This is a genomic window from uncultured Lactobacillus sp. (assembly GCF_946477725.1).
Taxonomy (GTDB): domain Bacteria; phylum Bacillota; class Bacilli; order Lactobacillales; family Lactobacillaceae; genus Lactobacillus.
Map to the genome: position 1 here is coordinate 1 of NZ_CAMKZC010000029.1, position 12,653 is coordinate 12,653.

Genomic DNA, 12,653 nt, shown 5'->3' on the forward strand with positions numbered 1-12,653 from the left:
CGACAGTTATTAATACTAGCAAGTATTTTTCTTTTTTGCAAGTCTTTTTTGCAAATTATTCGAGTGACTATCTTCTTTATTCATGATAAAGTTGTCATATCAACGTTTAGAGGGGAGTTTTCAAAATAAAAAAATTTGATTTAGCAATTATAGGAGCAGGTCCCGTAGGATTATTCTGTGCCAATTTTGCTCATCTTCATGGCCTAAATACAATAATTTTTGATTCACTAGCTGAGGTGGGAGGGCAACCAAAATTACTTTATCCCTTTAAAGAAATTTTGGATATACCAGCTTACAGTTCTATATTAGCCCATGAACTAATTACCAAATTACAAAATGATACTAGAGAACATACAACATTCGTTTTAAATCATCCCGTTAGAGCCATTAAGCAAAGTAATAATACGTTTGTTATAGATGAGGATTATTCTGTTAGAAGCGTCATTATTGCCACTGGGACTGGATTTTTCAGTCCAAAAAAATTTCCACTGAAAACGAATGAGGAGATTGAAAGAAGGATTCACTATTATGTTAAAAATCCTCAAGATTTTGCTCATCAAAAAGTAGGTGTCTTCGGTGGTGGTGATTCAGCTCTTGACTGGGCAATTGAATTAGCAAACCAACCGGCTGCCAAAATCAAACTAGTTCATAGAAGAAATGAATTTCGCGGTCTCGAATCAAGTGTCACCAAACTAAAAAGTTTAAAAAATGTTGAAATAAAGACCCCTTATCTTCCTAAATCAATTGAAATTAGAGATAATCAGCTTAATATTAGCTTGAAAAAAATTGGAAGTAACGCTATTACTGACGAGCAATTTGATCAAATAGTCGTTGGCTATGGCTTTCGAGCTAATAATCAGTTTGTAAAAAAATGGGGTGTTAATTTAGTTAATAACCAAATAGAAGTTTCTCGCTCTATGGAAACCAACGTACCTGGTATCTATGCAATAGGCGATGTCACTACTTATTCTGGCCGAGTCCCACTTATTGGTCTGGGCTTTGGAGAAGCACAAATTGCAATTACTACAATTATGCGTAAGCTTTTCCCTGAAAAGACCTTAACAATACATTCAACCAGCATTTAGGAGATGTTTATGACAATAATCAATTTTATTTTGCACATCGATCACCATTTGATTGAAATAGTCAATCAGTTTGGCAATTGGACGTATTTGATTATCTTTGCCATTATTTTTATTGAAACTGGATTAGTTATATTTCCCTTTTTACCAGGTGATTCATTAATTTTTGCTGCCAGTTCTTTAGCAGTTAATCCTGCATATAATTTAAATATCTGGTGGATTTATTTTGCAGTGCTGCTGGCAGCAATACTAGGCGATGCCTGTAATTATGAAATAGGTGCCTGGTCGGTTAGACAAGGCTCTAAACATACCTGGTTTAATAGATTAATCAATCAAAAAAATCGGACGGCAGCTGAAAATTTTTTTGAGCGACATGGACCAATTACTATTGTTATTGGCAGATTTATCCCCTTTATCAGAACTTTTGTCCCTTTCATTTCAGGTGGAAGTAACATGCATTATGGTAAGTTTGCCTTATATAACGTAGTTGGCGGAATATTTTGGAGTGGTTTGTTCACAATACTTGGTGCCTTCTTTGGCAACATCCCTTTTGTCAAAAATCATTTCTCAATGTTAATACTTGCAATAATTATAATCTCGGTTCTGCCGATTTTTATAGTATCGTTAAAAAAACGGATTAAAAATAAAAAGGAGTTCCATTAAGGACTCCTTTTTATTTTTGTAATAATTTATCAGCAAAATACAATTCATAGACAATACCGGCAATTGCAAAACAGGAAGCAAAAAAGCCTTCTGTGAGCACATTAATAATCGGATCTGTAGCGGGATCAAATAGCCAGGTATTGCTGCCAGCAAAAAACAAATGATGAAAAGTAATAAAAAAATTATCAAAATTTGCCAAGGCAAATGGCAAAACAGCAATCGGCAATAACAAAAATAATAACGCCCACACCTTATCTAAGCGCAAAAACTTTTTGTTTTGTCTTTTACACCAAAAATATATGACCAAACAGCACAAGAAGGCAACGATCGCCAAAACAAATAATTTTTTGACATCAGCAAAATGCTTGGCAGCCATTGCAGAGGTATGAAAATTACGCATGTGCAGCTTACGCTTAAATGGCCAAATGAGGTACCACAACAGCTGATTATAACTAGTCATCACCTGTTCAATCGATAAATTGACTGTTTTATTTGTTTTTTGCACTAATACAAATACAAATAACAGTGGCCAACTTGCAATAAGGGCTGTCACCACACTAGTAGAAATAGCAAAAATAAAATGATAAATAATAGTAAATATATTATTTCTTTTGCTCATAATTTAACCTGATCCAAACTGTCAACTACAATTGTCGGCTGCCTTTTTCCTTCAATGTCAGCCAATTTTGTAATACCCGTCGTTACTAGTAATTGGTCAACATGACTGTTAAACCCAGCCTTGATATCAGTATCGTAGTTATCACCTACTAAAAGTGCATCTTTTTTAGAAAACTGTAGTTTAGCTAACAGCATATCAATAATCACGGAAGACGGCTTGCCGATAAAAAATGGCTTATGACCACTAGAAGCTGCAATCATTGCACATTGAGAACCATTACCGGGCAATAAGCCCTTTTCACTAGGCAAATTCAAATCAGCATTAGTCCCAATAAAAGTAGCACCATTCCTAATTGCAGTAGCGGCCACTTGAATTTTATGATAAGTCAAGTCCGTATCCATCCCCACAATCACGTATTCAGGATTAAAATCAGTGACTTCAAAAGCTGAATTTTGCAAAAATTCACGCCATAAACCAATTTGACCTATTATATAAACACCGATTTTACTTTGGCGCTTTTTTTCACGGTTTAAAATATAGCTTACCGTTGCCATGCATGGAGTATAAATGTGCGCAATATCGGTATTAATGCCATGAGTTTTAAGCTTATCCACCACCATTTGTGGAGTACGAGTAGTATTGTTAGTCAAAAAAATATAGCTTTTGTGTGCTTGTTCAAGGCGCTTAACAAAGCGAACACCTGCAGCAATAGTTTCCTTGCCCCGATAAATGGTGCCATCAAGATCAATTAAAAATAAACGGTAATCTTTCACTTATTTGCTGCCCTTCCTTTTTTTGATTACAAAAGAATGGTTATTTGCACGCTCTTTTTTTATTGCTATTGTTTCGGGTTTCTTTATCTTGGGTTGGCGAACATGGTAGCTCTTAAACGATTTATATAGCTTCTTTCTGTGTATATTTTGTCCCCGATTTTTAAACGAATTTAGTCGTCTTTTTCTTTTATTATTATGATAATGATGTACCGGACTTAACAACTGCAAGATAAAATACGGACTGCCGGGATTGCAGTATTCTAGTAAATAATCCGCAATTGTTTGTTTCTTACGATCTATTGCAGCCTGAGCATTATCCTGGTAGAAACCTTTCAAACGCAGATGATCACTGGACAAATCTCCCACAATAAAATCATACTGATCAAGATAGGGGTCATATTTTTGCCGCAAAAGTTCAAGGTCCAGAGCATCATCCTTATTAACTATTACCTGATACAGTTGTTTGTTTATTTTTAATTGATCATTATCCAAAGCCACTGCTGCCAAAGGATGGCGCAGAGGCTGCTCTTGGTCAAATTTATTTTCTTGTGGTTGATTACTGTGTGTATTTTTCACTATTAGTTTCACTTCCAGTTAAAGGGTATTTTTGTGCCAAATAGTTTCCAATTACCTCACGCAAGAATTGTGGAAACAAAAAATCATTGTCGCCCACGATCGCCAAAGTTGGAAAAAACGGTACCAAAACATAATGATCCAAAACAGCAATTTGATATTCCTGGTATGGATCAACTTCTTTGCCGTTGACGAAGACCACTCTACTCATAGGGTCAAATTTTATGCCCTTATAATACATTTGACCAAAAATTTTCCCCCGAAAACTCATTCCTTGCAAAGGAAATTGATCTAAAAAATGCCGGTTTTTTTCAATTTCCATAACCAGCCGCCATAGATCACTCCCTCTTAAAGTGGAACGAACTACATGCATTGAATGCGGTAAAGACTTTTGCAAATCATATTTAGTGATAATGCCTTTTTTAAAAGGGGTTAAGAAAAGACCCGAGCTGAGCATAGCCAAATTTGTTCCTGCAAAATGAGCAATTGCATTCATTGAAACTTGGATGGCAGCTTCACGGTCGCCATCATATTTTTCGGGCAAATCAGCAACAAGTTCTCGACTTAAAATTTCTTTACCCTTTTGCCTGTATCCTGAAATAGTATCTTCATCAGCTATGTGAGACTTCATCAAACTTGTTGGTGCAACATGTGGCGTAATCTTGCGCACATGGTGATTATCATCAATTTCCATATACGTATTGCCTACGTAGTTGCCCCATTTGCCGGTTTGAGTAATCCACACCCCCTTAACTTCTTTACCATGGGGAAGCAGGTCATGGCTATGCCCTCCCACAATCAAATCAATTTCCGGATAATTCTTAGCTAAAAAGGTATCCATATTTAAGCCAATATGAGTTATTAAAATTAGCACGTCATATTGCCCTTTCATTTGTGGTAAAACCTTATCCATTGTTTCTTTCAGCATTTTGACGTGCCAGTGATTAGGTTCGTAAGAAAGCGGATATGCGGCAGTTAAACCAATGAGTCCGATACGTGTTCCCTTTTTGGTAGTTAAGATTTTATTCTGAACTGCCCAGTGAGGCATAGATTCATCTTCTTCACGCAAATTGGCTAAAATAACGGGAAAATCAGCATGATCAAATAGTTTTTCTACTACAGCGTGGGAATTAGAAATACCTTCATTGTTACCAATAGTAATTGCATCATAATGAAAAGAATTCATTAATTGAATATTAGCCTGGCCATAAGTTGCATCAGTCAAAGGATGTGAGCGGTCCATGAAGTCTCCGGCATCAAAAGTAAACACTTGATCGACTGTTTGATCTTTTTGAGCTTCCCGCAAATATCGACCAATTTTGGGAAAATGTTCGAAATGTGAGTGTAAGTCATTAGTATGTAAAATGCGAATTTTTTCCATTATCCTGCTCTCTATCCAATTTGATTCGACTTCAAAACCATGTTATAGGCATCTAGAACTTTTCCCTTAGGCTTTTTCCATTCTACCCAATCTGGATTTTTCCAATCATCTTCGTTGGTCAAAGTCTCAAGCTTATAGTTCTTATTGATATATTCTTCATAAGTAACAAGGGCTTTAGTACGTGGAATATTTAATTGTAAAATACGAACACTTTTAATTTTTCCTCTGTCAGCTGCAAGTTCCGCTATTCCATTCTGATCAATATTAGAAATTTCAAAATACTTGCTGCCGTCATTGCGTACAATTTCTTCAATTAAATCTAATTCTTCATATTGTTGCTCATTCATCAATATTCCCCGTATAAATTAAATCTGTGACATATAGCAAAAAATGTGCAACCATGCTATTGTAATTAACAACAGAGGTGTACACATGAAATATCAAAGCCAACTGTTTAAGGCGCTCGTTTTTAGCATCATATTTATTACAACTAGTGGTTTCACTGTGGTCGGCCACCGCGGAGACCCCAGCAAATATCCTGAAGAAACTATTCAAAGTGACAACTCTGCCTTTAATTCAGGGGCGGACTACGTTGAACTTGATCTGCGCCTTTCTGCAGATGGTGAACTAGTTATATCACATGATGATGACCTATTTCGAGTGACCCATACACATGCAATTGTATCACAAAATTATTGGCAGGCACTTAGCCAATTGACCTATGACAATGGTGAACATGTGCTGAGTTTACCAGAGCTATTTGATTATTATCAAAAAAAGCCTAATACCAAATTTATTCTTGAAACTAAAATTGACCATGGACTTAATCCCTCTTATGAATTAGAAGACCAGATTGCGGCCACTGTCAAAAAATATCATATGGAAAAAAGAATAATGATTCATTCATTTTCTGCAGCCAGTTTGTTTCATTTTCGTAAAATTATGCCCGATGCCTACTTAATTCTAATCGTCGGCAGTCTTAAACGAATAAATTTTAGTAATTTGCCGCAAGTCAATGCTGTCAATGTTTCTTCTGACTTGATTTTAAATCATTCCTGGTTGATACATTGGCTACATCAGTTAAATAAACAGGTTTATGTCTGGACAGAAATGGACGAATCGCCTGATTTATGGCAATGGCTGATTAATAAAAATGTTGACGGCGTGGTAACCAATTTTCCCAGCACCGGATTTAAGTACAAGCTGGCTAAGGAAGGCACCAAAAAGTATGCTATCCACCGCAAAGGCAGCTATTTTGGCAAAAAGAAAGCCAAGACAATGATGAACCCTTATGTACGGGAAATGCAAAGTAAATATGTTTATCCGGGACAAAAATTTGAAGTAATGTATGGTGTCCGGGCACACAATCAACTTTATTATCAGATTGCAAATCAAACATTTATCTCAGCTGAGTTTGTTAACATGGATCTAAGACCAGCAGATATTGCACCTTATCAAAGTAAGCAAATTATCGCTAAACCGCAAAAAGATGTTCGTATTTATCGTTATCCGGATAATCAAGCCAAAACCAAAAAATTGCTGCCGGCAAATACCCTTTTTAAAATCCAGAATTTTAATGGTAGTCCTAAAAGTTTATGGCTTTTTACCTCCCAAGGTTGGATCAAAGCACGTGATATTCTTTTCTATGGTTTCTTCAACGACGCAAATTGGCAAAATTATCGTCGCCTGCCGCGAATGAGCCGCTATTCAAATATTGCTTTAACTCCCTATTTGCAACTGCAACCAGCAAAGACGTTAAACACGTGGCAGAAGATCAAGCAAATTAAAAAAATAACTACTAAAAAAGTGCTGCATAATTAACTGCAACACTTTTTGTGTGAATAATATTATTCATTTGTAGTACTTTGCTTTTTCAATATCTCATAAGAAAGCTCAATTTGCTTCTCTGGCACTTCTTCGTTATTCATCAATTTAGTCAACATTCTCATTGCTACCGCTCCAATATCATAAAGTGGCTGACGAATGGCTGTTAGCGCTGGGCGCACAACTGAAGCAATTTGAGTTGCGCTTGCTGTAATTATTTCTAAATCTTCCGGCACTTTTTTACCAGCATCAATAGCAGAATTCAAAATACCCACTGCAGTGACATCACGACTGACAATTACGCCATCAATACCGTCCTGCTCCAGTTGGGATAATAAATTATAGCCATCAGAATGGTCTTTAATCTTAGTATAGATATGACCTTCACCTAAACCATGATCAGCCATAAATTTTTTGTAAGCCGGTATTCTGTTTTCAGCGCTAACCACAGTATCTGGATTGCCTAAGACTAAGGCCAAATTTCTCCTGCCATCATTATACAGAAGGTTTAAAGCTTCTGTATCGGCCTTTTGATAATCAATGGCAACTGATGGAAATTCACTGTGACTATCTTTAGTACCAGCTAAAACCACTGGCGTATCGGTCCGCTTAAAAGCCTCAACTGCCTCTTCCGGCAAATTGTCTGACATGTAAATCACACCATCGACCTGCTTATTAAGCAATCCCTGAATGGCCTGATCTTCTCTCATTAAGCGGTTTTCAATACTGGTAATAATAATGTTGTACTTATATAAAAGCGCAATATCATCAATTCCTTTAGACAACTCCGCAAAATAAAGATTAGTTAAATCCGGCACGATTAAACCAACCGTAGTGGTTCTTTTAGATGCCAGTCCTTGTGCCACCGCATTTGGCTGGTAATGCAACCGGTTGATTACCTTCATTACCCGTTCGCGAGTGTCTTTACGCACATTTGTATTGCCGTTAACAACTCGTGAGACAGTAGCCATTGAAACTTTAGCCTCACGAGCAACATCATAAATTGTAATATCCTGTTTTCGCATTTTGGTTCCCCCATCTTAAAATTACTAGTATAAAATTTATCATTCTTTCTCACAAATTGCAAACGTTTACAACTATTCTTTCATTTTTTCAAGTCTAGAACATGATATACTGATTTTAATCATAAAATCAAGATGGAAGGAAGAAGCTATGAACTTAACTAAATTACAAGAATGGCTGCAAAGTACCAATTACGATGTTGCCTATATTTCTAATCCAACGACAATTGCTTATTTTACAGGATATGACATGGAGCCACATGAACGAATCTTTGCCCTTTTAGCATTTAAGGATCAAGATCCGTTCGTCTTTGTTCCAGCTTTAAATGTTGAAGAAGCTAAAAATTCAGCTTGGAACGGTGATGTATATGGTTATCTTGACTCAGAAGATCCGTGGGCAATTATTTGCGACAAAGTAAAAAGCAGAACCAAAGATTATCAAAAATGGGCTTTAGAAAAAAATAACCTCTCTGTTTCCCACTATCAACTCATCCATGAGCAATTTCCAGATGCTAATTTTGACGGTGATGTTTCTAATTTTGTTGCGAAAATTCGCTTATACAAAACACCGGAGGAAATTAAACAATTGCAAGCCGCCGGCCGTGAGGCAGACTTTGCTTTTCAAATTGGTTTTGACGCCATTAAGGAAGGTGTTACTGAAAGGTATATTGCTGGCCAAATTGAATATCAGCTAAAGGTACAAAAAGGCGTAATGCATGAAAGTTTTGAAACCATTGTACAAGCCGGGGCCAACGCTGCTAATCCTCATTTAGGTCCTACTATGAATAAAGTCAAACCAAATGAATTGGTTTTATTTGATCTTGGTACTATGCACAACGGTTACGCTTCAGATTCCAGCAGAACAGTTGCTTATGGCGAACCAACAGCCAAAGAAAAAGAAATTTACGAAATTGATCGTGAAGCTCAACAAGCTGCAATTGACGCGGTGAGACCAGGAATGACAGCTTCTGAACTAGATAGTGTTGCTCGTGATATTATTACTAAGGCGGGTTATGGTGAATACTTTATTCACCGCTTGGGTCACGGCATTGGTAAAGAAGTACATGAATACCCCTCAATTGTTCAAGGCAACGATTTGATCATTGAAGAAGGAATGTGTTTTTCAATTGAACCTGGGATCTATATTCCTAATGTAGCAGGAGTCAGAATTGAAGACTGTGGTGTTGTTACTAAAGATGGCTATGAGCCATTTACCCACACTAGTAAGGAATTAAAAGTTTTACCTCTTTAAATAAACTCACTTTATTTATTGCATAAAAATGGCACTGACAGATTTTATTTTCTGTCAGTGCCATTTTACTAAAATTGTATTTATGGTCTAGAATATGGATCGGCAGGGTCAGCTGCAGGGCCTTCAGGCTTTGAGTCTGAAGGTTCCGGGTGATTAAAATCATCTGGAGCCTCTGCATGGTGCAAGTCATCAGCTACATCTGCAGCATGATCTTTTTGCTGTGCATCAGTATCTTTTGAACTATCAATAACGATATCGTCAAAATCTTTCAGTTCAGAATCATCTTCTACATTCTTTGGGAATGAAGCCAGTTGATTCTTTACAATTTCTGTACCGTTATCATACTTTTTCTTTAAGTCTTGAACAGTTTCATTGTTCTTAACTTTTTTCTTCAGTTCGTCAATTTGTTCGTCACTGACTAATAAGGAACCAGCTAGGAACCCTACAGCACTTCCGACAATAGTACCTAAAACAAAATTTGCAAAATTTTTCATAAAAGTAACTCCTTTTACTAATCTTCACCTTTACGCCGCTTATGCCGTGCAAACACTGATGCTAAAGCAGATGACATCAACCCGTTACGTTTCCAATGAAAATTATTGAAACGTTTTGCCATATTTCTGGTAGATGTGTTGACATCTGAAACGCTTTCGCCTAAATCAGCTGCTGCTTGCACAACAGGATCAATAGTTTTCATTTTAACATTAACATCTGCTAGCAAGACATTAGTTTTATCAAGCAAATCACTGGTCTGATGAAGTAAATCATTTACATCCCCAGTAACCTGTTGAATTGACTCGTTAGCACTCTGGATCGTTTTTTCTGCTTCTCTAGTCGCTTTTGCGGCACGTATAAGCACTGGAATTGTGAAAAGTACTAAAATTAATAATGCAATGGCGGCTATTAAGCCTGCTAATGCACCATAAGAAAATTTCATCTTTTACCTCCAATTCTATACCTAAAAAAAGTCTAGCATGAAAATGCTTCAATCTCAATCTATATGTAATATTTTGTTATAGTTAATATGCATATACGAAAGGTAATTATTATGGATAAAATATTTCAAATCAATAAAAACGTGCTCAAGTTTAACTGGGACAGGCTGGGAGAACAAGTTCTGACAATTATTTGGCAGCTTCTAGTTTCAGCTTTGGTTTTTTATTTGATCGACCATGTTGGTAAAAAAATAATTAAACATTATTTAGAGCATAGTAAAAGAAAACAAAATAAGAGAACTCAAACAGTTACTGCATTAATTAACAGTATCTTTGAATACACTGTGATTTTCTTCTACTTGTTTGCTGTTTTATCTATCTTAGGTATTCCAATTGGTACGCTACTTGCGAGTGCTGGTATCTTTTCTCTGGCTTTAGGGATGGGAGCTCAAGGTTTTGTCAGCGATTTAGTTAACGGCTTTTTTATCTTAAGTGAGGACCAGTTTGACGTAGGAGATATTGTCTCAATTAACAATCAAACTGGAATTGTGGTTCAGTTGGGATTAAGGACTACCAGGCTTAAAGGGTCTGATGGTTCTCTAATCTATATCCCCAATCGCAATATTTCAATCGTACAAAATTTGGCCCACGGTGGCATTGGCTTAGACATTGAAATTCAGCTAAAAGCCAACAACGATTTTGCAAAAGTTCATAGTCTTATTGAACAGGTAAATAAGAAGCTGAGTACTGATATTAACTTTTTAGTCCAGGAACCTAAAATTATTGGCATAGCTACGCAAACAGCACAAACTGTTAATTATGTGGTTCATTTTCAAGTTAAACCTGGTCATGAAAAGGAAGTACAAGATAAATATTTAACGCAGTATTTAAAAATATTGCAAAATAATCAAGTTCTTCTAGCAGAATAAAATAAAAACTGCTAAATGTTTTTAATACTTTTCCAGTAAAAAGTATTAGAAATAATATTTAGCAGTTTTTTAGATATTTATTCAAACTGAGCGAGCCAGTTTGGTAAGCACTTTAATAATTTAGCAAGCGCTTTTCCCCGGTGAGAAAGACTATTTTTTTCTGCAGTTGTCATTTCGGCAAAAGTTTTTTGCTTTTCCGGTACATAAAAAAGCGGATCATAACCAAAGCCGTCTTCACCTTCAGGCGCTGGTAAAATTAGGCCTTCACATTGACCTGAGACAACCAAATCTTTTTCAAAATGACCTGGCATTGATACTACAATTGTAGTATTAAATCTAGCTGTTCTTTTTGCTAACGGCACACCACCAAGCTCGGCCAGTAATTTAGCATTATTCTTCTGATCATTATGCTCAGGACCGGCAAAACGCGCCGAGTGAACTCCAGGAGCACCATCAAGTGCATCAACCATTAAGCCGGAGTCATCCGCTATCGTCAGCAGCTGACTATAGTCAGCTAATTCATGTGCCTTTAGCTTAGCATTTTGCTCAAATGTTGTACCGTACTCATCAACAATTGGCGGCCTATCTAAATCGGCATTAGTTTTAACATTGAGGTTAAGTGCAGCTTGTTTAAAAGCTGCTCGCAATTCTTTCACTTTGCCCTGATTAGTTGTTGCAAATAAAACTTCCATTTTTTCTCCTTTCTTCTTAAAGGTGTTTTGCACTAATGTGTTGCTTATCTAATACTATTTTACCCAATTCGTTAAACATTCTGATGCTCCCCGTTGTGTAATATTCGTGCGCACCTTCACTAGAATTAGTGCTAAAAAGGCCGTCACGTTTCATTACATTATACGTGTATTGCGCTACCTGATCTGCTGGATCAATAATTTGAACATTGGGTTTTAAACATTGTGCAAACTCACTGCGAATAATAGGATAGTGCGTACATCCTAAAACAAGAGTATCTATGTCCAGCCTGTTGATTGGCAGCAAAAGTTCTTGCAGTGCAGAGACATATGCTTGATGACCTGCATCAGCTTCAATTAGGGGTACAATCTGGGGGGCTGCTATTTCATGCACAACTATTTGGGAATCACGCTTTTGAATCTCTTTTTGGTATGCATTTAAACTAACAGTCATTTTAGTCGCCACAACTGCCACTTTTTTGTTTTTAGTAGCTTGCGCTGCCGCGAGCGCGCCCGATTGAATTACGCCGATAATTTGCGGCTCAATCTCTTTTTGAATAGCATTCATAGCTACTGCCGTAGCAGTATTGCAGGCAAAGACAATTAGTTTAACGTTTTTACTTAATAAAAAGTTAACACTTTGCTTGGTTAACGCAATAATTTCCGCCTTAGACTTATCACCATAGGGAACATGAGCATTGTCACCAATGAAAACAGTCGATTCGTGAGGCATTTTAGCAATTATTTTTTTAACTACCGTTAAGCCGCCAACACCTGAATCTAATAAGCCAATTGGTCGATTATCCATATTAGAAGACTCCCTAAATAATTTATACTTCAGTCAATTTTACGGTAAAATAAAAGAAAATAAAAGGGATGAATTTCTTTATGCAAAACAATAACCAGCAACA

The 12,653-nt window shown here is 36.6% G+C and carries 15 protein-coding genes; 5 read left to right on the plus strand and 10 right to left on the minus strand.

Annotated features, from left to right (window positions below; all coding sequences use genetic code 11):
* Window positions 1–125: 125 nt before the first annotated feature.
* Window positions 126–1,085 (plus strand): NAD(P)/FAD-dependent oxidoreductase, encoded by a 960-nt coding sequence (locus Q0R51_RS08080; RefSeq protein WP_294757995.1) that lies wholly within the window; start codon window positions 126–128, stop codon window positions 1,083–1,085.
* Between the two features lie 9 nt (window positions 1,086–1,094).
* Window positions 1,095–1,745 (plus strand): VTT domain-containing protein, encoded by a 651-nt coding sequence (locus tag Q0R51_RS08085; protein WP_294757972.1) that lies wholly within the window; start codon window positions 1,095–1,097, stop codon window positions 1,743–1,745.
* A 10-nt stretch (window positions 1,746–1,755) separates the two neighbouring features.
* Here Q0R51_RS08085 and Q0R51_RS08090 read toward each other — a convergent pair whose 3' ends face one another.
* The 5 genes from Q0R51_RS08090 to Q0R51_RS08110 are packed head-to-tail and all read right to left on the minus strand — an operon-like array spanning window position 1,756 to window position 5,438.
* Window positions 1,756–2,364: a TIGR01906 family membrane protein gene (locus Q0R51_RS08090; protein ID WP_294757974.1), complete on the minus strand. Its 609-nt coding sequence runs from the start codon at window positions 2,362–2,364 to the stop codon at window positions 1,756–1,758.
* Window positions 2,361–3,137, minus strand: coding sequence for a TIGR01457 family HAD-type hydrolase (locus Q0R51_RS08095; protein WP_294757976.1), 777 nt, complete (start codon window positions 3,135–3,137; stop codon window positions 2,361–2,363). The genes Q0R51_RS08090 and Q0R51_RS08095 overlap by 4 nt, the downstream gene beginning before the upstream one ends.
* Entirely contained in the window at window positions 3,138–3,713 is a 576-nt protein-coding gene (locus Q0R51_RS08100; RefSeq protein ID WP_122025754.1) for a YutD family protein, read from the minus strand.
* Entirely contained in the window at window positions 3,694–5,091 is a 1,398-nt protein-coding gene (locus Q0R51_RS08105) for a bifunctional UDP-sugar hydrolase/5'-nucleotidase (RefSeq protein WP_294757980.1), read from the minus strand. The genes Q0R51_RS08100 and Q0R51_RS08105 overlap by 20 nt, the downstream gene beginning before the upstream one ends.
* Before the next feature lie 11 nt (window positions 5,092–5,102).
* Entirely contained in the window at window positions 5,103–5,438 is a 336-nt protein-coding gene (locus tag Q0R51_RS08110; protein WP_294604365.1) for a hypothetical protein, read from the minus strand.
* An 85-nt stretch (window positions 5,439–5,523) separates the two neighbouring features.
* On the opposite strand from Q0R51_RS08110, the gene Q0R51_RS08115 reads away from it, so the two are divergent.
* The gene (locus Q0R51_RS08115; RefSeq protein ID WP_294757982.1) at window positions 5,524–6,912 is read left to right on the plus strand and encodes a glycerophosphodiester phosphodiesterase; all 1,389 of its coding nucleotides are present in this window, start codon (window positions 5,524–5,526) and stop codon (window positions 6,910–6,912) included.
* A gap of 26 nt (window positions 6,913–6,938) precedes the next feature.
* Here Q0R51_RS08115 and Q0R51_RS08120 read toward each other — a convergent pair whose 3' ends face one another.
* A complete protein-coding gene (locus Q0R51_RS08120) occupies window positions 6,939–7,940 on the minus strand; it encodes a substrate-binding domain-containing protein (protein ID WP_046324460.1) in 1,002 nt (333 codons plus the stop codon).
* 148 nt (window positions 7,941–8,088) lie between these two features.
* Here Q0R51_RS08120 and Q0R51_RS08125 point away from each other — a divergent pair, with 148 nt between their 5' ends.
* Entirely contained in the window at window positions 8,089–9,189 is a 1,101-nt protein-coding gene (locus Q0R51_RS08125) for an aminopeptidase P family protein (protein WP_294757985.1), read from the plus strand.
* 80 nt (window positions 9,190–9,269) lie between these two features.
* Here Q0R51_RS08125 and Q0R51_RS08130 read toward each other — a convergent pair whose 3' ends face one another.
* Window positions 9,270–9,683 (minus strand): YtxH domain-containing protein, encoded by a 414-nt coding sequence (locus Q0R51_RS08130; RefSeq protein ID WP_294757986.1) that lies wholly within the window; start codon window positions 9,681–9,683, stop codon window positions 9,270–9,272.
* A 17-nt stretch (window positions 9,684–9,700) separates the two neighbouring features.
* Entirely contained in the window at window positions 9,701–10,126 is a 426-nt protein-coding gene (locus tag Q0R51_RS08135) for a DUF948 domain-containing protein (protein ID WP_046324457.1), read from the minus strand.
* A 111-nt stretch (window positions 10,127–10,237) separates the two neighbouring features.
* Here Q0R51_RS08135 and Q0R51_RS08140 point away from each other — a divergent pair, with 111 nt between their 5' ends.
* Window positions 10,238–11,053, plus strand: a complete 816-nt coding sequence (locus Q0R51_RS08140) for a mechanosensitive ion channel family protein (RefSeq protein WP_294757989.1) — start codon at window positions 10,238–10,240, stop codon at window positions 11,051–11,053.
* 77 nt (window positions 11,054–11,130) lie between these two features.
* Here the strand turns inward: Q0R51_RS08140 and Q0R51_RS08145 are convergent, their stop codons facing one another.
* Window positions 11,131–11,745, minus strand: coding sequence for an XTP/dITP diphosphatase (locus Q0R51_RS08145; protein WP_294757991.1), 615 nt, complete (start codon window positions 11,743–11,745; stop codon window positions 11,131–11,133).
* 16 nt (window positions 11,746–11,761) lie between these two features.
* Window positions 11,762–12,550, minus strand: a complete 789-nt coding sequence (gene murI / locus Q0R51_RS08150; protein WP_294757993.1) for a glutamate racemase — start codon at window positions 12,548–12,550, stop codon at window positions 11,762–11,764.
* Between the last annotated feature and the right edge of the window lie 103 nt (window positions 12,551–12,653).